The sequence below is a fragment of the Lachnoanaerobaculum sp. genome (assembly GCF_057250505.1).
On the sequence record NZ_DBHIEQ010000030.1, the window covers coordinates 5,608 to 26,148 of the forward strand.

19 protein-coding genes and 1 pseudogene are annotated in these 20,541 nt (G+C 39.7%); all 20 read left to right on the forward strand.

Annotation, left to right across the window (positions count from 1 at the left end):
* A pseudogene (argC, locus tag ACO6FI_RS11085) lies at window positions 1-262 on the forward strand (N-acetyl-gamma-glutamyl-phosphate reductase); the annotation flags it as partial.
* Window positions 229-720, forward strand: a complete 492-nt coding sequence (locus tag ACO6FI_RS11090) for a GNAT family N-acetyltransferase (protein ID WP_485457383.1) — start codon at window positions 229-231, stop codon at window positions 718-720. The pseudogene argC and the gene ACO6FI_RS11090, both read left to right, overlap by 34 nt.
* 53 nt (window positions 721-773) lie before the next feature.
* Window positions 774-2,000 (forward strand): bifunctional ornithine acetyltransferase/N-acetylglutamate synthase, encoded by a 1,227-nt coding sequence (gene argJ, locus ACO6FI_RS11095; RefSeq protein WP_485457384.1) that lies wholly within the window; start codon window positions 774-776, stop codon window positions 1,998-2,000.
* An 11-nt stretch (window positions 2,001-2,011) separates the two neighbouring features.
* Window positions 2,012-2,878 (forward strand): acetylglutamate kinase, encoded by an 867-nt coding sequence (gene argB / locus ACO6FI_RS11100; protein ID WP_060930834.1) that lies wholly within the window; start codon window positions 2,012-2,014, stop codon window positions 2,876-2,878.
* Window positions 2,875-4,062, forward strand: a complete 1,188-nt coding sequence (locus ACO6FI_RS11105; RefSeq protein ID WP_485457385.1) for an aspartate aminotransferase family protein — start codon at window positions 2,875-2,877, stop codon at window positions 4,060-4,062. The genes argB and ACO6FI_RS11105 overlap by 4 nt, the downstream gene beginning before the upstream one ends.
* A 14-nt stretch (window positions 4,063-4,076) precedes the next feature.
* Window positions 4,077-5,381: a type I glutamate--ammonia ligase gene (gene glnA / locus ACO6FI_RS11110; protein ID WP_485457386.1), complete on the forward strand. Its 1,305-nt coding sequence runs from the start codon at window positions 4,077-4,079 to the stop codon at window positions 5,379-5,381.
* A 32-nt stretch (window positions 5,382-5,413) separates the two neighbouring features.
* On the forward strand, window positions 5,414-5,965 hold the full coding sequence (locus tag ACO6FI_RS11115) for an ANTAR domain-containing response regulator (protein ID WP_485457387.1): 552 nt from the start codon (window positions 5,414-5,416) through the stop codon (window positions 5,963-5,965).
* A gap of 16 nt (window positions 5,966-5,981) precedes the next feature.
* Window positions 5,982-6,785 carry a diaminopimelate epimerase gene (gene dapF, locus ACO6FI_RS11120; protein WP_485457388.1) on the forward strand — a complete coding sequence of 268 codons (804 nt, stop codon included), beginning with the start codon at window positions 5,982-5,984 and terminating at the stop codon, window positions 6,783-6,785.
* Window positions 6,786-7,113: 328 nt separating this feature from the next.
* Complete coding sequence (locus ACO6FI_RS11125) at window positions 7,114-8,202, forward strand: PucR family transcriptional regulator (protein ID WP_060930829.1); 1,089 nt, start codon at window positions 7,114-7,116, stop codon at window positions 8,200-8,202.
* A gap of 104 nt (window positions 8,203-8,306) precedes the next feature.
* Window positions 8,307-9,623, forward strand: coding sequence for a S41 family peptidase (locus ACO6FI_RS11130; RefSeq protein WP_485457389.1), 1,317 nt, complete (start codon window positions 8,307-8,309; stop codon window positions 9,621-9,623).
* A gap of 2 nt (window positions 9,624-9,625) precedes the next feature.
* Window positions 9,626-13,051 (forward strand): DEAD/DEAH box helicase, encoded by a 3,426-nt coding sequence (locus ACO6FI_RS11135; RefSeq protein ID WP_485457390.1) that lies wholly within the window; start codon window positions 9,626-9,628, stop codon window positions 13,049-13,051.
* Between the two features lie 33 nt (window positions 13,052-13,084).
* Window positions 13,085-14,014, forward strand: a complete 930-nt coding sequence (gene hprK, locus ACO6FI_RS11140; protein WP_314610228.1) for an HPr(Ser) kinase/phosphatase — start codon at window positions 13,085-13,087, stop codon at window positions 14,012-14,014.
* A 20-nt stretch (window positions 14,015-14,034) separates the two neighbouring features.
* A complete protein-coding gene (gene murB / locus ACO6FI_RS11145) occupies window positions 14,035-14,916 on the forward strand; it encodes a UDP-N-acetylmuramate dehydrogenase (RefSeq protein WP_485457391.1) in 882 nt (293 codons plus the stop codon).
* Window position 14,917: 1 nt separating this feature from the next.
* A complete protein-coding gene (gene rapZ, locus ACO6FI_RS11150) occupies window positions 14,918-15,793 on the forward strand; it encodes an RNase adapter RapZ (RefSeq protein ID WP_314610230.1) in 876 nt (291 codons plus the stop codon).
* Between the two features lie 7 nt (window positions 15,794-15,800).
* Entirely contained in the window at window positions 15,801-16,745 is a 945-nt protein-coding gene (whiA, locus tag ACO6FI_RS11155; protein ID WP_485457392.1) for a DNA-binding protein WhiA, read from the forward strand.
* 9 nt (window positions 16,746-16,754) lie between these two features.
* A complete protein-coding gene (locus ACO6FI_RS11160) occupies window positions 16,755-17,015 on the forward strand; it encodes an HPr family phosphocarrier protein (protein WP_060930823.1) in 261 nt (86 codons plus the stop codon).
* 208 nt (window positions 17,016-17,223) lie between these two features.
* A complete protein-coding gene (locus ACO6FI_RS11165; protein WP_040458190.1) occupies window positions 17,224-18,060 on the forward strand; it encodes a basic amino acid ABC transporter substrate-binding protein in 837 nt (278 codons plus the stop codon).
* A gap of 1 nt (window position 18,061) precedes the next feature.
* Window positions 18,062-18,754 (forward strand): amino acid ABC transporter permease, encoded by a 693-nt coding sequence (locus ACO6FI_RS11170; protein WP_485457393.1) that lies wholly within the window; start codon window positions 18,062-18,064, stop codon window positions 18,752-18,754.
* Window positions 18,744-19,481 (forward strand): amino acid ABC transporter ATP-binding protein, encoded by a 738-nt coding sequence (locus tag ACO6FI_RS11175; protein ID WP_485457394.1) that lies wholly within the window; start codon window positions 18,744-18,746, stop codon window positions 19,479-19,481. The genes ACO6FI_RS11170 and ACO6FI_RS11175 overlap by 11 nt, the downstream gene beginning before the upstream one ends.
* A 151-nt stretch (window positions 19,482-19,632) precedes the next feature.
* Window positions 19,633-20,328: an MIP/aquaporin family protein gene (locus tag ACO6FI_RS11180; RefSeq protein ID WP_009446632.1), complete on the forward strand. Its 696-nt coding sequence runs from the start codon at window positions 19,633-19,635 to the stop codon at window positions 20,326-20,328.
* Window positions 20,329-20,541 lie beyond the last annotated feature (213 nt).

Genomic DNA, 20,541 nt, shown 5'->3' on the forward strand with positions numbered 1-20,541 from the left:
AAATGCCTATGAGAGAGAGTATGCAAATGAGAAGTTTATAAGGCTTCTTAGAAAAAACGAAAATGCGGAAACGAGATTTGTAAAGGGAAGCAATTTTGTGGATATAGGCTATGTAATAGATAAGAGGACAAACAGGATAGTGGTGACCGGCGCCATTGACAATCTTATAAAGGGAGCGGCAGGCCAGGCCATCCAGAATATGAATTTAATGTTTGGGGTAGATGAAGAATGTGGATTAAAAAGTTTACCGATGTCAATATGATGAAAAAAGATATAGAAATAAGGACAATGAAAATAGAGGACTACACTGAGGTGATGGCGCTTTGGAAAAGTATAAAGGGTTTCAGGATCAGGGCTGTTGATGATGATTTTGAACATATAAAAAGATTTCTTGACAGAAATATAGGGCTTAGTGTTGTGGCCATGAAGAATAATCAAATAGTCGGAACCATACTTTCAGGTCATGACGGCAGACAGGCGACATTTTACCATGTATGTGTGGACTCAAAGTGCAGAGGAGAAAATATAGCCGGCAAGATGGTAAAGGAAGCTATAGAGAGGGTAAATGCCGAAGGAATAAGTAAGATAACTCTTATAGCATTCAAGCAAAATCTTGCAGGAAATATTTTTTGGAAGAGTCAAAACTGGAAGCAAAATAAGGATATAAACAGCTATGAGCTTGTACTGAATGAGGAAAATATATCAAGTATTGTAGCATAATCGGTTATACAGGGTTTGAAGCCGTGTATAGAGAGTATATATAAGGAGAATGTATGAAGATAATAAAAGGCGGAATATGTGCACCGAAGGGATTTTCGGCAAGTGCAACAGAGGCGAATATAAAATATAAAAACAGAACCGATATGGCCATGATTTTTTCAAAAGTTCCTGCAATATCTGCAGGAACATATACTACAAATCTTGTAAAGGCGGCACCTGTACTCTGTGACAGAAAAATAACGGACAGTGAAACTTATGTAAATGCAATAGTTATAAATTCAGGTATTGCCAATGCCTGCACCAAGGATGAGGGGATGGAGTATTGTAAGCAGAGCGCAAAGAAGGCGGCATCTGAACTGGGAGCGGAAGAGAATTCAATACTTTTGGCATCCACAGGTGTTATCGGTATGCAGCTTCCTATAGACAAGATTTGCGCCGGAATAGAATCTCTTTCCAATTCTTTGGAGCAGAGTGAGAAGGCTGCCAATGAAGCGGCCAAGGCCATAATGACTACGGATACCGTTTCAAAGGAAATTGCGATAGAGTTTGAAATATCCGGAAAGACGGTAAAGATGGGTGCTATGTGTAAGGGTTCGGGGATGATACATCCGAATATGTGCACAATGCTCGGATTTATCACAACAGATGTGAATATCTCAAAGGAGCTTTTATTAAAGGCGCTCAGAGATGATGTGGTGGATACCTTCAATATGGTGAGTGTGGACGGTGATACATCCACAAACGATTCTCTTATAATACTTGCAAACGGACTTGCGGATAATGAAAAGATAGCCTGTGAAAGCAGTGAGGAATACAAGGTATTTAAGAGCAATCTGAATTTCGTCACAACCGCTCTTTCAAAGATGATTGCAGGAGACGGTGAGGGAGCAACAGCGCTTTTTGAAGTGGTGGTAGAGGGTGCAAAGACTAAGGAGACTGCAAGAACTTTGGCAAAATCTGTAGTTACCTCATCACTTACAAAGGCTGCCATATTCGGACATGATGCCAACTGGGGAAGAATTCTTTGTGCGCTTGGATACAGTGGCGAAAAGTTTGATCCCGACAATATGGAGCTTTACTTTGAGAGTGAAAACGGAAAGATTTTGATATATAAGGACGGTGTATCTGTAGGCTTTGATGAAGAAAAAGCAACCAAGATATTGTCTGCAAAGGAAGTCAGAGCTTTGGTAAAGTTAAATATGGGAGATTTTAGTGCAACGGCATGGGGATGTGATTTGACATTTGACTATGTAAAAATAAATGCGGACTACAGAAGTTAAAGAGGTGTTTTATGGATAAATTACTTGAAAAGGCTGGGACTCTTATTGAGGCACTGCCGTATATACAGGCGTTTAATAAAAAGATAGTGGTTGTAAAGTATGGCGGTTCCGCAATGCTTGATGAGAACTTAAAGAAAAAGGTAATACAGGATATCGTACTTTTAAAGCTTGTAGGTATGCAGCCTGTTATAGTTCACGGAGGAGGCAAGGAGATTTCCAAATGGCTTGAAAAGGTAAATATTGAACCTCATTTTGTAAACGGTTTAAGGTTCACGGATGATGCAACCATGGAAGTTGTGGAAATGGTACTTAATAAAGTGAATAAAGAGCTGGTACAGATGATAGGAGAGCTTGGAATGAAGGCTGTAGGTATCAGCGGAAAGGACGGTTCCCTGCTACATTGCCATAAAAAGGAAGTGGACGGTGAGGACATAGGTCTGGTCGGAGAAGTGAGTGAGGTAAACCCCGATATTATCTTTGACCTTTTGGAAAAAGATTTTTTACCTGTCATATGCCCTGTAGGTTTTGATAAGGAGTATACAAGCTACAATGTAAATGCTGACGATGCGGCATGTGCTGTTGCAAAGGCTCTGAAGGCCGAAAAACTGGCATTTCTTACAGATGTTGAAGGTGTATACAAGGACTTTAACGACAAGAGCAGCCTGATAGAAAAGATAAGTATAAGCGAGATTGAAAAACTTATAGAAAACGGACAGATGGGCGGAGGTATGCTGCCGAAGCTTTCAAACTGTGTAGATGCTGTAAAAAACGGAGTAAACAGGGTGACAATTGCTGACGGCAGGGTTGCACATTGCCTTTTGCTTGAAATGTTTACAAACAAAGGTATAGGTACCATGATAGTAGGAGATCAGTTATGAAGATGAAAGATTCAATAGATTGCGCCGAGCAATTATTATTAAAAACATATAACAGGTATCAGGTGGTATTTGACCACGGTGACGGGATAAAGCTTTTTGATACCGATGGAAATGAATATCTGGATTTCTTTGCAGGCATTGCTGTGCAGGGACTCGGATACAACTATAAGGGAGTGAATGAAGCCCTGAAGGCTCAGGCTGATAAGCTTTGGCATATATCAAACTATTTTTATAATGTGCCTGTTATAGAGGCGGGACAAAAGCTTCTTGAAATCAGTAGGATGGAAAAAGTGTTTTTTACAAACTCAGGTACCGAGGCTATTGAGGGTGCGATAAAGATTGCAAAAAAATACGGTACAAAAACAGGCGGCAGATTTGAAATAATCGCTATGGAAGGAAGCTTTCACGGCAGAAGTCTCGGAGCACTTTCGGTAACGGGAAATGAGCATTACAGAGAGGACTTTTATCCGTTGATTCCCGGAGTAAAATTTGCAAAATATAATGATATCGAGTCTGTAAAAAATCTTGTTAGTGACAAAACCTGTGCTATAATACTTGAGACGGTACAGGGTGAAGGTGGAATTCATCCTGCAACCAAAGCGTTTCTTGAAGGTATCAAAAAGCTTACGGATGAACATGATTTGATACTGATTTTGGATGAAATTCAATGTGGAATGGGAAGAACAGGACAGTATTTTGCATGGCAGGAATACGGCATCAAGCCTGATGTTATGACGGTAGCAAAGGCACTTGGTAACGGTGTACCGATAGGTGCCTTTTTGACATCAGGTAAGGCAAGCGATGTATTAAAGCCGGGAGACCACGGTTCCACATATGGAGGAAATCCTTTGGTATGTGCAGTGGCATCCAAGGTACTGGATATCTTTAAGGAAGATGATATAACAGGAAATGTAAAAGAAGTGGGAGATTATCTCAAAGAAAAGCTTGAGGATATGGCAAAGAAATATCCTTTTATAAAGGAAGTCAGAGGAAAGGGCTTGCTTCTGGGTATGGAGTTTGACAGACCTGTGGCCGACATTATAAAGTCGGCGCTTCTTGATGAGAAAATGGTACTTATCAATGCCGGAAGCAATGTTTTGAGATTTATTCCGCCGCTTATCATTTCAAAAGAGGATGTCGATGATGCACTCGAAAGGTTAAAAAGGGTGCTTAATAAGTTTTAAAGAAAAGGTGAGCAATGACGAAGGAAGAGATTTTTGCCATAGTTGAAGAGGAAGATGTAGAATTTATCAGATTACAGTTTACCGATATTTTCGGAACTTTGAAAAATATCGCAATAACTGCAAGCCAGCTTGAAGATGCGCTTGAAAATAAAATTCTGTTTGACGGCTCAAGTGTAAAGGGATTTGCGCCGATAGAAGATTCGGATTTATATTTACATCCGGATCTTTCCACATTTTGTATATTCCCATGGAGGCCGCAGCAGGGAAAGGTTGCAAGATTTATCTGCAATATTCACAGAACGGACGGAAGCGTTTTTGAAGCTGACCCGAGAGTGGTGTTACTTGATGCATATCATAAAGCAAGTAAGTCGGGGCTTAATATATTTATTGAGGCCGAGTGCGAATTCTTTTTACTTAACACGGACGATAAAGGCGAGGTAAGTCTGAACGTAAAGGAAAAAGCCAGCTACTTTGATATAGGTCCGCTTGATATGAGTGAGAATATCAGAAGAGATATAGTACTCAACCTTGAAGAGATGGGAATCAATATAAAGTCGTCGCACCATGAGATTGCCAAAGCACAGCATGAAATAGATTTCACCAATCAAGGTGCAATTTCCTGCGCGGATGCTATACAGACCTTCAGAATGGCTGTAAAGACATTGGCAAAGAGGCACGGACTGAGTGCTTCCTTTATGCCGAAACTTTTTGAGAATGAAAACGGAAGCGGAATGCACTTTAAAATCTCCGTACTTGATAATGAAGGAAACAATTTACTTGAAGAAGACGGAAAACTGAGCAAAAAAGGAAGGGCGGCCGTTGCAGGTATATTGGAACACGCCTGTGACACTTCACTGATAAACAATCCGCTTGTAAACTCATATAAAAGATTAAAACCGGGATTTGACGCACCTGTATATGTGTCATGGAGTTCCAATTCAAACAGAAGCACACTGCTTAGAATACCGGGTGAAAGAAACAATCAGATTAGGTTTGAGCTTAGAAGTCCGGATTCCGCCACCAATCCTTACCTTTGCATTGCAATGCTTATATATTCAATACTTGACGGAATAGAAAAAGACTTACCTTTAAAAGAAGCCATCAATGAAAATATGTACTCAAATGAGATTGCAAATGTGAAGAGGCTGCCGAGTACATTAAAAGAAGCAGTAGATGAGTTTGAAAAATCGGACTTTGTGAAAGAAAAACTTGGTACACATATATTCGGTGAGTACTTAAATGCAAAAAAGTATGAATGGGACGAGTTTAATAATGCCGTTACAGACTGGGAAATAAAGAAGTATTTGGAAAGATACTGATTTTATGCAGTATCATTGGAGAAAGGACGATAATGTCGGATATAATCATTGCATTTCCAAATCCCGGTGACAGCAAAGTTTTAAGGTCTATTTTGATAAAAAACGGATATTCAATAGTAGGTGTAGTTGCATCAGGTGCCAAGGCTATAAATCTGTGTGATGATATTGATTACGGTATAGTAATATGCGCATATCAGCTTGGCGATATGCAGTATATGGAGCTGAAAGAAAATATCAATGAAAGTTGTGAGCTTTTGCTCGTATGTTCACCGAACAAACTCAGTGAAGGACTTAGTGAGGATGTAAATTTTTTGCCTATGCCTTTTAAAGTGATAGAGCTTGTAAAAAAGGTCGGTGAAATATCGGACAGGCTTTATTATGAAAGAAAAAGAAAGAAAAAGCAGGAAGAGCGAGGCGGTAAGAATTTTCTGACAATACAAAGGGCAAAGGAGCTTTTGATAAAGCATAAGAATATGACTGAGCCCGAGGCACATAAATATTTGCAAAGCAGCAGTATGAAAAACGGAGATACTATCATAAGTACGGCAAAAAAGATTTGCCTTTTGTATAGTGGGAAGGAATAAAGAGATTGGAGAATATATGAAGTTTGTAAAAATGCAGGGAGCGGGAAACGACTATGTGTATGTGGACTGCTTCAAAGAAAAAGTAAATAATCCCGGTGAGGTTGCAATAAAGGTAAGTGACAGACATTTCGGAGTGGGAAGTGACGGACTTATACTTATCTGTCCTTCAGATATTGCGGATGTGAAGATGGATATGTACAATGTGGACGGCAGCAGGGGGCTTATGTGCGGCAACGGCTCAAGATGTGTGGCAAAGTATGCCTATGACCACGGCTATGTAAAGTCTGAAGAGTTCACTATGGAGACCGGTGCGGGAATCAAGCATATAAAGATAGAGCCTAAGAATAAAAAGGCCGAATATATCAATGTAAATATGGGCAGAGCAAAGATTACCTCACAGTTTCCTGAAAAGATACTTATAAACGGAGAAGAAAAAGAGTTTATAGGTGTGGATGTAGGCAATCCTCATGCGGTCTACTATGTGGACACATTGGAAGAACTTCAAAATATGGACCTTAATAAAGTGGGAGAATACTATGAAAAGCATGAGAGATTCCCGCAAAAGGTAAATTCCGAGTTCATCTATGTTGAAGACAGAAAGAATATTCATATGAGAGTGTGGGAGAGAGGTTCGGGAGAGACTCTTGCCTGCGGTACTGGAGCATGTGCAAGCGCCTTTGCCACAATGAAAAAGGGAGATTGTGATACATCCGTAAGAGTACATTTGCTTGGAGGAGAGCTTGATATCAGCCTGGTTGATGATGAAATATATATGAGGGGAAGAGCCGAGTATGTATTCACAGGTGAAATAAACTTTTAAAGTTTTTGGCTATTATCTACAATAAGCAAGCAAACCATAATATTTCCTTTAATATCATGGTAAAATTTCAAGGGATTGAACCTGTGCCGGGTAGTGTATAGGTAAATTTACATAAACAAAAATAAAAAAACCTTTTTTTGCTATTGATTTACTCGTGATAATGCATTATTATCTATATGAAAGTTGTTAATATCTGCTACCGGATATTTAGAGCAGATCGGATTGTAGGACCAATCCTTGTTAAAATTGATTAGTGATTGGTGACTGTCTCATCATTATTTTTGTATGAGATGGTGGAGTAAAGTAATAGAGAAAAGGAGACAAATATATGATCTCAAACCAAATTCTTCAAAATACTATAGACGGCTTAAAGGGTATTACAAGAACTGAGCTTTGCGTTTGCGATGTTGAGGGTAAGGTCTTGGCAACTACCTTTTCAGAAGCGGAGACTTACGGTTTACAGGTGAATACATTTGCCAATTCATTGGCGGACTCACAGGCTATAGGCGGGTTCCAATTTTTTAAGATTTTTGACGAGCATCAGCTTGAGTATATTCTTTTGGTGGAAGGTACCACAGACGACACTTATATGGTGGGAAGATTGGCATCATTCCAGATAGAGAACCTTCTTGTGGCTTATAAGGAGAGATTTGATAAGGATAACTTCATCAAAAACCTCCTGCTTGACAATTTGCTGCTTGTAGACATCTACAACAGAGCAAAGAAGTTGCATATCGAGACAAGTGTAAGAAGAGTGGTATATATCATAGAGACCAAGAACGAAAGAGATGTATCAAGCCTTGAGGCGGTAAAGGCGCTCTTTGCATCAAGAAACAAAGACTTCGTTACAGCGGTTGATGAAAGAGATATCATTCTTGTAAAGGAGATGAAGGAAGGCTCGGCATACGAAGACCTTGACAGAGTGGCAAGATCGGTTATAGATGAGCTTAATTCTATCGGAATCCTCAATGTTACCGTTTCATACGGTACTATAGTAAATGAGATAAAAGAGGTGTCAAAGTCTTACAAGGAGGCTAAGATGGCACTTGATGTAGGAAAGATATTCTATGCATCTGAAAATATCGTAGCTTACTCAAGACTTGGAATAGGAAGACTTATATATCAGTTGCCTATACCGCTTTGCAAAATGTTCATCAAGGAGATCTTTGACGGTAAGAATCCTGAGGATCTTGACGAGGAGACACTTACCACTATCAACAAGTTCTTTGAGAACAGCCTTAATGTTTCAGAGACATCCAGACAGCTTTTCATTCACAGAAATACTTTGGTATATCGTCTGGATAAGCTTCAAAAGAGTACAGGACTTGACCTTAGAATGTTTGAAGACGCCATTACATTCAAGATTGCACTTATGGTTGTAAAGTATATGTCATATATGGACAAGGTCGGATATTAAAATTAAATATAATGCAGATAAATACGGGGAGATTTATATCTCCCCTTTGTTTTTTTGTGTAATAAATGGTATCATATAATGAAATATGGATTTGGAGGATTTATATGTTTGAACATCATGAGAATGACGACTTTGAAGAATATATAAAAGAACGAAAAAAGGGAACGACAGAGACGGATGTGGAGCAGAGAATAGAAGAAAGAGCAAAGAGACGAAGAGGCAAACTTAACGGATTTTTGTGCTTTATAGCCGGAATGGCGGTTTCATTTGTACTTGTCTACGTAGGTTTTGTTATCGCACTGAATAAAGGCGGCTTTACACATATATTTACGTCAGGCAACGGAAGTAAACTGGATTATAAAAAGATAGAAGAAAAGACATCACTTTTGCAAAGCATTATAGACAAATACTTTCTCTTTGACGAGGATATGACAAAGGTGGAAGACGGTATATATGCAGGAATGATGAACGGACTTGACGATCCGTATACCGTATATTACACAAAAGAAGAGTATAAGGCGCTCAACGAGGATACAGAGGGTAAATACTCGGGTATAGGCGCTTCGGTTTCACAGAATCCGAAAACAAAGATTATTACAATAGTGAATGTATTTGATAACAGCCCTGCAAAAGAAGGCGGACTGCTGCCGGGAGATATAATATACAAAATAGACGGTGAAGAAGTGACGGGTACAGACCTTGATGTATTGGTAAAGACAAAGATAAGAGGTGTGGAAGGCTCAAGCTTTACTATGACCGTTATCAGAGGTGACGACAAAAAACAGGTGGACTTAAACCTTACCAGAAGGTCTATCGAGGTACAGACAGTATCTTCAAAGATGCTTAATGACGGAATAGGCTATGTTGCAGTAAGTCAGTTTGACGCGGTGACATCCGAGCAGTTCAAATCAAATATAGAGTCGCTTAAGTCACAGGGAATGAAAAAACTGATAGTGGACCTTCGCGGCAATCCGGGAGGACTGCTTGACCAGGTTGTAGATATGCTTGATTATATCTTGCCTGAGGGATTGGTACTTTATACAGAGGATAAAAACGGAAACAGGGAAGAATACTATGCAAAAGATCCGGGTGAACTAAAGATTCCTATGGTAGTACTTGTAAATGAGAATTCCGCTTCCGCATCTGAGGTCTTTACAGCCACATTTAAGGATTTTAAGTGGGGTAAAGTAGTAGGAAAGACAACATTCGGAAAAGGCATTGTTCAAAACGTTCTTCCGCTTGGTGACGGTACTGCGATAAAGATTACTACACAGCATTACTATCCGCCTTCAGGATATGATTTGCATAAGGTGGGTATAAAACCTGATGTAGACGTGGATTTGAATGAGGGCGCGGTGATTGGAAGTGATTCCGACAATCAGCTCGGTACGGCTGTGGATATACTTAAAAGTGAGGAATAAATATGAGGTTTAATCCCTTTGAAGGGCTGAAAAAAGCAGTTGATTTAAAAAATGAGAGTGATACTGTAAAAAAGATAAAGGCGGATATGATATCCGCCTCAAAAAACAATGATAAAAAGGCTATTTATAAATACTTCAACGGAGAGGCTATTATAGATAGCCTTTCTATGACTACGGATACTGCAAAAAGAGCTAAAGAACTGATAAAAAAGGGTCTGGTAAAGCTTGAGAGCGTAGAAGAAAATAACAGAGCTTTTGATATAACATACAGTTATCTGTTTCAACAGGATACCGGAGTGCGCGGTGTTGCAAGGGCACGGGTGGAATCGGATAAATGTGACGTAAGTATAGAGTTTGAAAGAGATAAACTTACCTATGCAGGCTGTAATTGCAGCAGATGCATTAACAAAAACAGGATCAGCATGTATTTCGGTAGCGAAAGTAAAAACTGTGAGCATGTGGTGGCTACCGTCTTTTTACTGAATGCATATCTTGACAGCCATGAGCTTGGAGATGAGACTAATTACTTCGGAGATTCATTTCTTTCATACTATGACAATGAAGAAAGTGAAGAGGGCAGCATAAAGTTGGTTCCAAGGCTGATACTTTCAGATTATGTAAACGGAAACGGATTATTTATCCAATTCAGAATCGGAAGGAAAAAGCTTCTGATGATAAAAAACTATGTCAATTTTGTGGAAGCCATAAAGGGAAATGAAGTTTATCCGCTTGGAAAAAATGACAGTGTGAGGTTGTCATATTCGGTATTTGACGAAGAGAGCTTAAAGTATGTGAAGCTTATAGAGACCATGATTGAAAGAGAAATGGCTGTAAGTTATAAGCTTTTGGACTATACAAAGACAAAACTCAATGTCTCAAGGATAAAGATGGACGCCTCAAATACGGATGAGATATTTGATTTGCTTGTAGGAAAGAAATTCGAATATATAAAAGAAGAGGCAGGCAGAAAGAATGTTACTTCAGAGATTGAGTTCAGAGAGTACAACGAAAAGATAAAGATAAAGATAACTCCGATATATAACGACGAGCATTTCGGAGGAATAAATTTAAAGTTGGACTTTCCGAGATTTATCAAAACGAACAATTATGTCTACTGTATTGATGACGAATATCTGAGCAGATGTGACACTAAGACACTGGATTTGATAAAAGCTTTGAGAATTTCGGATTTCGGATATCAGAATGTAAAGATAGGAAGAAAAAATATAGGCAGATTTTACTCGAAGGTGTTGCCGATTATAAAAGACAGTGCGATTATAGAAGATGAAGCGCCTGAGGCGATTGAGTATGTGCCTGAAGAAGCGAATATTACATTCTATCTGGATATGGAAGACGGCAATGCTCTGGGAAAGGTTGAGGCAAGCTACAGCGGCGGAAGAGTGGATATACTTTCAGGAAAAATCCTTGAAACTACCGAAGAGGAACTGTTAAGGGATGCAAAACAGGAGAACAAGGCGGTAGAAGTTTTAAAAAGATTTATGCCTGACGATTCAATAAACGGCTGTCTTTTGACAAAAACCGAAGATGAACTTTATGAACTTAAAGTATCGGGCATTGATGTTTTGAACAAATACGGAAGAGTACTTGGAAGTGACGGCTTTAATGATGTAAGAGTCTATAAAAGACCGTCTGCAAGTATCGGTGTATCTGTAAAATCAAATCTTTTACAGCTTGAGTTGCTTTCGGAAGATATGAGCCCTGAAGAGCTGGCGGATATAGTATCAAGCTACAGAAAGAAGAAAAAGTACTACAGATTAAAAAACGGAGCCTTTATAAATATGGACTCCGAATATATGGACAGCTTTGACGAAATGCTCAATGTACTTGATATTTCCGCAAAGGATTTGAGAGCCGGAGCCCTAAGTGTACCGCTTTATCGTTCAATCTACATTGAGGAGATGATGAAGGAGCACAATGAGCTTGTTGAAAAAAGAGACAGCAGCTTTGCAAAGCTTATAAATAAGTTTGACGGTATAAAATCCATAGATTTTACACCGCCTGCCGAAGTTATACATATACTCAGAGGATATCAAAAAGAAGGCTTTAAGTGGCTTCGCTCTGTAGAAGAACTGGGATTTGGCGGTATACTGGCGGATGATATGGGACTTGGAAAGACCTTACAGATCATATCACTTTTGATAGATGCAAAACAAAATGGCAGATTGGATAAAGCTCTTATAGTATGTCCGGCCTCTTTAGTATATAATTGGAGTGAGGAGATATCAAAGTTTGATAAAGAGAATCTTATTAAAGTGTCCGTGCTTGCCGCCGGAAAAGAAGAAAGGCAAAAGTACCTTGAAGAGAGTGAAGACGTGGACGTATATATCAGTTCATATGACACACTGCGAAGAGATATAAGCCTTTATCACGATATGAAGTTTTCACATCAGATAATAGATGAGGCACAGTTTATAAAAAACCAAAATACCGGTGTGGCAAAGGCGGTAAAGGCTGTCAAGGCGGATGTGAAGTTTGCACTGACCGGAACACCTATTGAGAACAGACTGAGTGAGCTGTGGAGTATATTTGACTATATCATGCCGGGATTTTTATACAGCTACAACGCTTTCAGAACAAGGTATGAGAATGATATAGTAAAGACAGGTGATGAGAACAGTGCAAAGATTTTATCAAAGATGATAGCACCTTTTGTCCTTAGAAGACTGAAGTCCGAGGTGGCACTTGATTTGCCTGATAAGATAGAAGAGATAAGAGTTTCAAGATTTGATAAAAAACAGCAGCTTGCCTATGACGGTGAGCTAAGCAATCTGAAGAAGATACTGCTGGGTGATAAAGACTATAACAGCACAAAGATGATTGTACTGTCTGAGATTACAAAGCTCAGACAGATATGCTGTGATCCGAGCCTTATATTTGAGAACTATGTCGGTGAGTCCGCAAAGCTTGAAACCTGTATAGATTTGGTAAAAAGCGGTATTGAAGCCGGCCATAAGATACTTTTGTTCTCACAGTTTACTTCAATGCTTGATATTATAGGCAAAAGATTTGAAGAAGAAAAGATTACAAGTTATATTATTACAGGTGCCACACCTAAGGATAAGAGATTGCAACTTGTAAATAAATTCAATAACGATGATACGAATGTATTCCTGATTTCACTTAAGGCCGGAGGTACAGGGCTTAATCTCACCGGAGCGGATATAGTTATTCACTATGACCCTTGGTGGAACTTTGCGGCACAGAATCAGGCTACAGACAGAGCACACAGAATCGGACAAAAAAACACTGTAACGGTATACAGACTTATTGCAAAAGGAACTATAGAAGAAAAAATAGTAAAGCTACAGGAATCAAAGAAGGATTTGGCGGACAGAGTACTTAACTTTGAAGAGAGAATGTCACTGTCAAATATTTCAAAGGAAGAGCTTTTAGAGCTTTTGGGATAAGTTTTTTATAGGGGGAAAATGATAGGAGGTACCATGGGAGAAAATGTAACAATTAAGGAGCTTATTACCGAGTTAAACCTAACGAACTACACACCGGAAATAGATGCAGAGTCTATAATAATAAAGCATCCGGAAATTAACAGACCTGCGCTGCAGCTTGCAGGCTTCTTTGATCACTTTGACAGTGAGAGAGTGCAGGTACTTGGAAATGTGGAGAATGCGTATATAGAGACAATTGATGAGGAAACAAAGAAAAAGACATACGATAAATTATTGTCATATAAGGTACCTTGTGTACTGTATGCCAGAGGTATAAAACCGGATGAGGATATGCTTTCATACTGCTTACACTACGGTGTGCCTTGTCTTGGAACCGAGCGGTCCACAACATATCTTACAGCCGAGATTATCAGATGGCTGAATGTGAAATTGGCTCCGGTTATATCAATACACGGAGTTTTGGTAGATGTATACGGCGAAGGTGTACTTATTACAGGTGACAGCGGTATCGGTAAGAGTGAGGCGGCTCTTGAGCTTGTAAAAAGAGGACACAGACTTGTATCGGATGATGTTGTGGAGATAAGGAAAGTGTCACAGCAGACACTTGTGGGAACAGCACCTGATATAACAAAGCATTTTATTGAGCTTAGAGGAATAGGTATCATAGATGTTAAAGCGCTCTTCGGTGTACTGAGTGTAAAGGATACACAGTCTATAGACCTTGTTATACAGCTTGAGGACTGGGTACAAAACAAAGACTATGACAGACTGGGTCTTGAGGACAATTATATCGAATATCTCGGAAATAAGGTGGTATGCCATGTATTGCCTGTAAGACCGGGAAGAAACTTGGCAATCATTGTAGAGACTGCCGCTGTAAACCACAGACAGAAGATGATGGGATATAATGCGGCACAGGAACTTTATAACAGAGTTCAGGCAAATATTGCCGGAAAAAACTAAAATAACCGGTGGAGATAATTATGGATTTTGAAAGCATCCTTGGCAAAAATTGCAAAAAAGGGGAGCTGTTAAAGGAACATACAACCTTTCGTGTAGGCGGAGAATGTAAATTCTTTTTGACTCCGGTCACTGAAGAAGAGTTGCGCCTTTGTATGGAAATAATAAAAAAAGAAAATATGAAATATTATATCCTTGGAAAGGGTAGCAATATTTTGGCGGATGATAGAGGATATGACGGCGTTATTATCTCTACCGTCTGTCTTAATAATAATATAAGCCACGACAAAGACATAATAGAGGCGGGAGCTGGACTCGGACTTGAAAAAGTCAGCGCATATGCTATGGAAGAGGGACTTAGCGGCTTTGAGTTTGCCTGCGGTATTCCGGGAACTTTGGGCGGAGCCATAGTGATGAATGCAGGCGCATACGGCGGTGAACTCTCTCATGTACTTACTGAAGTAAAGGTTTTATGTCCTGACGGAAGTATCAAGTGGAAAAAGAAATGTGAGCTTGAGCTCGGTTACAGAAAAAGTAATATCTTGGAAAACAAAGAGATTGTACTGGCGGCAAGGCTTAAGTTGGCATACGGAGACAGAGAAAAGATAAAGGCGACCGTTATAGACTTAAATAACAGAAGAAAAGAAAAACAGCCTCTTGAGTATCCGAGTGCAGGCTCCACCTTTAAAAGACCTGAAGGCTATTTTGCCGGAAAGCTTATAGATGATGCTGGTCTTAGAGGATTCAGACTTGGAGGTGCAGCGGTATCAAGTAAGCACTGCGGCTTTGTGATAAATTACGACAACGCCACCTCAAAGGATGTAAAGGACTTGATACAGCATGTAAAAGACAGTGTGTATGAAAAGTTCGGTGTAAAATTGGAATGTGAAGTAAGGATGATTTGATATGAAGATAATTATTGTAACAGGAATGTCCGGTTCAGGTAAGACTGTTGCATTAAAGATGTTTGAAGATTTCGGTTATTACTGTGTGGACAATTTACCTGTAGAGTTGGTTTCAAATTTTGTAGAGCTGACCATTGATTCTGAAAGAGGAATGAAGGGAGTGGCTCTTGGCATTGATATCAGAAGCGGACTTGACGGACTTGACGGCGTAATAGACGAGCTGAAACATAAGAAAATAAATATGGAAATTCTTTTCCTTGAGGCGGATGACGAGGCACTTATAAAAAGGTATAAGGAGACCAGAAGAAATCATCCGCTGGCGGCAGACGGCAGACTGATAGACGGTATACATCTTGAAAGACAGAGACTTGCGTTTTTGAGAGCAAAAGCGGACAGAATAATGGATACCGGAAGAATGCTTACAAAGGAGCTTAAGCAGGAACTTAGAGCAATCTATGTAGACGGCAAGTCGTTCAATAATCTCTTTGTGACCGTACTTTCATTCGGATATATGTACGGAATACCTGATGATCCGGATCTTTTATTTGATGTAAGATTTTTGCCTAATCCTTTTTACGACCCTGACCTCAGATTAAAGACCGGAGAGGAGCATGGTGTTGCAGACTATGTCTTTTCAAACGGAGATGCGGAAGTTTTCCTTGACAAACTTGACGATATGATAAGGTTTTTGATACCGAGGTATATAGATGAAGGAAAGAGTGCATTGGTGATAGGAATAGGCTGTACAGGCGGACAACATCGCTCCGTAGCGATTGCGGCGGCACTGAAGAGACGACTTGATACCATAGAGGGCATAGGAGTGAGGCTTGAACATAGAGATATGGGCAAGAATATCTCAAGAATAGCCGGCAGGTAGAAAAAAGATGACATTTTCTTCAGAAGTAAAAGACGAACTTATAAGAGTGACTCCGGATGTCAGACATTGCAAACTTGCAGAAATTTTGGCAATTGTATACTTTATAGGTACTGTTTTGTTAGCTGAAACTAACGAAATGTCTTTAAGAATAACCACGGAACATTCAGGACTTGCCAGAAAGTACTTTACATTAGTTAAAAAAACATTTAATATAAATACAGATGTAGTTATAAGCAATAGTGCACTCATCAAGCACAAACATCTTTATTCGGTAAGTATTATAGATGATACAGGTGCAAGAGAAGTGCTTAAGGCTGTAAAACTTTTTAAAAATCAGGAGCCGGTGGACGGGCTGTCACTTGGCAGTAATTCGGTATTGATCAATTCCTGTTGTAAAAAGGCGTTTCTTCGCGGAGCATTCCTTTCGGCAGGTTCGATAACAGACCCTGAAAAGAGTTATCACCTTGAAATAGTTTGTAACACTATGGAAGATGCATTATTTATGAAGGAGTTGATGGGGGATTTATCACTTTACCCGAAGATTACAACCAGAAAAAAGTCCTATGTAGTATATGTAAAGGACAGTGAACAGATTTCACTTGCACTTGGTCTGATGGAAGCAACTACATCACTTATGAAATTCGAAAATATTCGAATCTTAAAAGGCATGCGAAACGATGTAAATCGTAAAGTGAACTGTGAGGCCGCCAATATAAATAAGACGGTTCTGGCATCACTTTCACAACTTGAGGATATACAGCTTATTAAGGATAAGATGGGACTTGATAAATTGACATCAAATCTGGAGGCGGTGGCCAATGCCAGACTTAGAGCCCCTCATGCTTCTTTGGATGAACTTGGCAAGATGATTGAACCACAGCTCACAAAAAGTGGGGTGAATCACAGGCTACGTAAGCTCTCAAGTATCGCAGACAAGTTAAGGGAAAAGTAAGGAGAGAAAATGGTTAGGAAGTCAGTTAAGGTTGCAATGGATGCAAAAACTGAAACCAGACCGGTAGCTATGCTAGTACAGGTGGCCAGCCAGTTTGAAAGCAGAATTTATGTTGAAAGTGGTACTAAGAAGGTGAATGCAAAAAGTATCATGGGCATGATGACATTGAAGTTTGGTGATGGCAAAGAGGTATACATATCAGCAGACGGCGATGATGAGGTAAGTGCCGTAGATGAGATGGAAAGATACTTGACTTCATTAGCAGTATAGCTGATAGATAGATTGCATTTATCGGGTATGAGGGCTCTAAAAAGACTCTAATTTTGTATACAGTATGATGATTAGTTTTCTAACATTATAAAGCTACAGGATTTAGAGTCTTTTTTGTGTAAATCGGATTTTTCTCTTGCATTATTATAAATAGTGATGTATAGTTATGCAAGAAGAAATCATAAAAATATATTTATCGGAGGATATTATGAAGAAGAAAATATTGACAATAGCTTTAGCAGGACTTATGGCGGCAAGTTTGGCTGCATGTGGCGGTTCAAAGACTACAGAGACAAAGGCAAATGAATCAAGCGCGACAAGTGAAAGTGTAGCGGATTCAAAGTCTGAGGGCAGTGCGGACGCTTCTCAGATAAAGACTGTAGAGGCAGGTAAGCTTTTGGTGGCTACAAATGCCGAGTTCCCACCGTATGAGTACCATGACGGAGACAAGATTGTAGGTATCGATATGGATATAGCGGATGCTATTGCAAAGAAACTCGGTCTTGAGGTAAAAGTTGAGGATATAGCATTCGACTCTGTAATACTTGAGGTGACATCAGGTAAGGCTGATATCGGACTTGCAGGTATTTCAGCTACAGAAGAGAGAAAGCAAAGTGTTGACTTCTCAGATACATATACCACATCAAAGCAGCTTATTATTGTAAAGGACGATTCAACTATAGCAGGAGCCAAAGATCTTGAAGGAAAGAAGCTTGGTGTACAGACAGGTACTACAGGAGATATCCTTGCAAGTGATGTAAAGGATGCGACAGTTGAGAGATATGACAAGGGAATGGATGCAGTACAGGCACTCAGCCAGGGTAAGATAGATGCTGTAGTTATAGACAGTGCGGTAGCAAACAAGTTTGTAGAAGAAGTCAGCGGACTTAAGGTTTTGGATGAGGCATATGCCGACGAGAACTATGCTATAGCAGTTAAAAAGGGTAACAAAGAGCTTCTTGACGGAGTCAATAAGGCGCTTTCAGAGCTTAAGGCTGACGGAACAATAGACAGCATTATAGCAAAATATATCAAGGCAGAGTAATATGTTTGAAGAATTAAAAGCGCAATTTGTTTTAAACTTTATAACGGACGACAGGTGGATGTCGCTGCTTTGGGGACTTTTTGTTACACTCAAGATTACATTTTATGCGGTAATACTGGGATTTGTACTTGGCTTTAGTGTGGCAATAGTAAGGAATGTATATGAGAATACAAAGAAGTTGAAGATTTTAAACTTCATATGCAATGTTTACCTTACAGTAATCAGAGGTACTCCGGTAGTTGTACAGCTGCTTATAATATACTTTGTTATATTCAGCTCAATAAGGATTGATAAAAGCATCGCAGCCATACTGGCTTTCGGAATAAACTCGGGAGCATATCAGGCCGAGATATTCCGTTCGGGTATCAATTCAATACCGAAAGGCCAGATGGAAGCCGGCAGAAGTCTTGGCTTTAGCTACGCGCAGACGATGGTAAACATTATAATGCCGCAGGCTATCAAAAATGTGCTTCCTACCCTTGGAAACGAGTTTATTGTGCTGATGAAGGAGACATCTGTAGCAGGTTATATTGCTCTTGAGGATTTGACAAAGGCCGGAGAGGTTATAAGGAGCAGGACATACTCGGCAATGATGCCGTTTTTGGCCGTAGCGCTGTTATATCTTATAATGGTAATGTTCTTTACCTATTTGTTGAAGTTGTTTGAAAGGAGGTTGGCTAGAAGTGGCAGGTGATAAGCTTATAGAAGTAAAAAATCTATCTAAAGAGTTTCATGGCAAAGAAGTCCTGAAAAATATTTCACTCAATATCAATAAGGGCGACGTGGTCTGCCTTATAGGGCCGTCAGGTTCCGGAAAGTCGACATTCCTAAGATGCTTAAACAAATTGGAGGTGGCCGACAGCGGAGAAATACTTTTTGAAGGTGTGGATATATGCAAAAAAGATGTGAATATTGACCTGCACCGCCAAAAGATGGGAATGGTGTTCCAGCAGTTCAACCTCTTCCCACATATGACAGTGTTAAAAAACCTTATTATAGCACCGATGAAGCTTCAAGGCGCGGATGAAGAAAGTGCAACCGAATATGCCATGAGTTTGCTTGAAAAAGTAGGGCTGGCCGACAGAGCAAACGAGTATCCGTCAAAGCTTTCAGGAGGTCAACAGCAAAGAGTTGCGATAGTGAGAGCGCTTTGTATGAAGCCTGATGTAATGCTCTTTGACGAGCCGACATCGGCACTTGATCCCGAGATGGTTGGAGAGGTACTCTCGGTTATGAAGGACTTGGCGGAGCAGAAGATGACCATGGTAGTGGTAACACATGAGATGGGCTTTGCAAGAGAAGTTGCCAACAGAGTGGTATTCCTTGACTCGGGAGAATTCGTGGAAGAGAATGTGCCTGAAGAATTCTTCACACATCCGAAAAATGAAAGATTGAAGACCTTCTTAAGTAAGGTATTATAAAGATAAGAGGACCGAGATCGGTCCTTTTTTTCTTTAGGATTATTTATTATGCTATAGACTTTTATAAAATTAAGTTGTATAATACGTCTCGTTGTTTGACAAAAGGATATTTTGTCAAGGTTATATCTTTTAGAGAATATTGGAGGTAGTAATGAAAAAATATGTAGCGGAGTTTATAGGTACCTGCGTACTCACACTCTTCGGATGTGGAAGTGCCGTAGCGGCAAACACACTTTTAGGTAAGAGCAATGTGGTGGTACCGCTTGGATTTTCCACACTGCTTATCGCATTTGCATTCGGCCTTTCTATAGTGGCTATGGCTTATTCTATAGGAAACATTTCAGGATGTCATATCAATCCTGCCGTATCACTTGGAATGCTTGTATCAGGCAGAATGGATGTAAAGGACTTTGTAGGCTATATAGTTGCACAGTTTTTAGGCGGTATTTTAGGCGCTGCACTGCTTTGTGTAATCCTCGGTTCAAATGCAGCACTTGGAACAAACGGATTCGGTGAGGCCAGTGCGATGGGCATCTCGGCAGGAATAGCATTCCTTGTGGAAGTTATACTTACATTTGTATTCGTTCTTGCAATCCTTGGAGTTACTTCAAAGCCTGAAAACAGCAGTGTTGCAGGTCTTGTAATCGGACTTTCACTTACACTTATTCACATTATGGGTATACCTTTTACAGGAACATCGGTAAACCCTGCAAGAAGCTTCGGACCGGCTCTTATGAGCGGTTTCGGTTCACTCCCTCTTTCACAGGTATGGGTATTCATACTTGCTCCTCTAGTAGGCGGTGCACTGGCAGCTCTTTGCTATAACTTCCTGTCAAAGGAAGATTGATAATAACCGAGTCAATGCAAAACATAAGGTTAATTTAGTATCAAAATTCAATATTTCAGCCCATAAAGGCTATAATACCCTCAAATCCGGAGATTTAACGGTTTTGAGGGTATTTTTTTGGGTTTTTGACGGTAATATATATAGATGTAAATTATATTAAAAAACTTGAAAATATTCTGTATATGTGGTACTATCGTAGTCAGATAAGGGATA

Bases quoted from the DNA above. Each gene is read 5' to 3' on its own strand.
- ACO6FI_RS11160 (WP_060930823.1), top strand. From the start codon at position 16,755: ATGGTTAGGAAGTCAGTTAAGGTTGCAATGGATGCAAAAACTGAAACC.
- ACO6FI_RS11130 (WP_485457389.1), top strand. From the start codon at position 8,307: ATGTTTGAACATCATGAGAATGACGACTTTGAAGAATATATAAAAGAA.
- whiA (WP_485457392.1), top strand. From the start codon at position 15,801: ATGACATTTTCTTCAGAAGTAAAAGACGAACTTATAAGAGTGACTCCG.
- ACO6FI_RS11165 (WP_040458190.1), top strand. From the start codon at position 17,224: ATGAAGAAGAAAATATTGACAATAGCTTTAGCAGGACTTATGGCGGCA.
- argJ (WP_485457384.1), top strand. From the start codon at position 774: ATGAAGATAATAAAAGGCGGAATATGTGCACCGAAGGGATTTTCGGCA.
- dapF (WP_485457388.1), top strand. From the start codon at position 5,982: ATGAAGTTTGTAAAAATGCAGGGAGCGGGAAACGACTATGTGTATGTG.
- rapZ (WP_314610230.1), top strand. From the start codon at position 14,918: ATGAAGATAATTATTGTAACAGGAATGTCCGGTTCAGGTAAGACTGTT.
- ACO6FI_RS11170 (WP_485457393.1), top strand. From the start codon at position 18,062: ATGTTTGAAGAATTAAAAGCGCAATTTGTTTTAAACTTTATAACGGAC.
- murB (WP_485457391.1), top strand. From the start codon at position 14,035: ATGGATTTTGAAAGCATCCTTGGCAAAAATTGCAAAAAAGGGGAGCTG.
- hprK (WP_314610228.1), top strand. From the start codon at position 13,085: ATGGGAGAAAATGTAACAATTAAGGAGCTTATTACCGAGTTAAACCTA.
- ACO6FI_RS11180 (WP_009446632.1), top strand. From the start codon at position 19,633: ATGAAAAAATATGTAGCGGAGTTTATAGGTACCTGCGTACTCACACTC.
- ACO6FI_RS11135 (WP_485457390.1), top strand. From the start codon at position 9,626: ATGAGGTTTAATCCCTTTGAAGGGCTGAAAAAAGCAGTTGATTTAAAA.
- ACO6FI_RS11125 (WP_060930829.1), top strand. From the start codon at position 7,114: ATGATCTCAAACCAAATTCTTCAAAATACTATAGACGGCTTAAAGGGT.
- ACO6FI_RS11105 (WP_485457385.1), top strand. From the start codon at position 2,875: ATGAAGATGAAAGATTCAATAGATTGCGCCGAGCAATTATTATTAAAA.
- argB (WP_060930834.1), top strand. From the start codon at position 2,012: ATGGATAAATTACTTGAAAAGGCTGGGACTCTTATTGAGGCACTGCCG.
- ACO6FI_RS11115 (WP_485457387.1), top strand. From the start codon at position 5,414: ATGTCGGATATAATCATTGCATTTCCAAATCCCGGTGACAGCAAAGTT.
- ACO6FI_RS11090 (WP_485457383.1), top strand. From the start codon at position 229: ATGTGGATTAAAAAGTTTACCGATGTCAATATGATGAAAAAAGATATA.
- glnA (WP_485457386.1), top strand. From the start codon at position 4,077: ATGACGAAGGAAGAGATTTTTGCCATAGTTGAAGAGGAAGATGTAGAA.